Genomic DNA, 232 nt, shown 5'->3' with positions numbered 1-232 from the left:
ATGTAACTCCTCTAAAATATGAGCAAAATGATGATGCTCGACTTTCTCTGAGCCCGGTGTCACAACCATTAACCGACTTGCCGTACGATCGACAAGCGGCGTTTGTGCGATAAGCTCCTCTGGTAATTCAAAATCAAAATCTTCTACACGCATGAAAAAACTTCCTTTTTTTATGTTTGTTGTGGATAATCATATCCAAAATGTGCGTAAGCCAGATGCGTTGCGACACGTC

General features: G+C 41.8%; 1 protein-coding gene. It reads right to left on the bottom strand.

All coding sequences use genetic code 11. The features are described 5' to 3' along the window. The coding region (locus SB660_RS24060; RefSeq protein WP_410585149.1) for an S-adenosylmethionine:tRNA ribosyltransferase-isomerase at positions 1-153 on the bottom strand (153 nt) is incomplete at its 3' end. Positions 154-232 lie beyond the last annotated feature (79 nt).

The sequence above is a fragment of the Bacillus sp. SIMBA_005 genome, from assembly GCF_046535585.1.
In the GTDB taxonomy this organism is placed as follows: domain Bacteria; phylum Bacillota; class Bacilli; order Bacillales; family Bacillaceae; genus Bacillus; species Bacillus pumilus.
The sequence above is the reverse complement of the archived record's forward strand: the minus strand, read 5'-3'. Positions and strand labels throughout refer to the sequence as shown.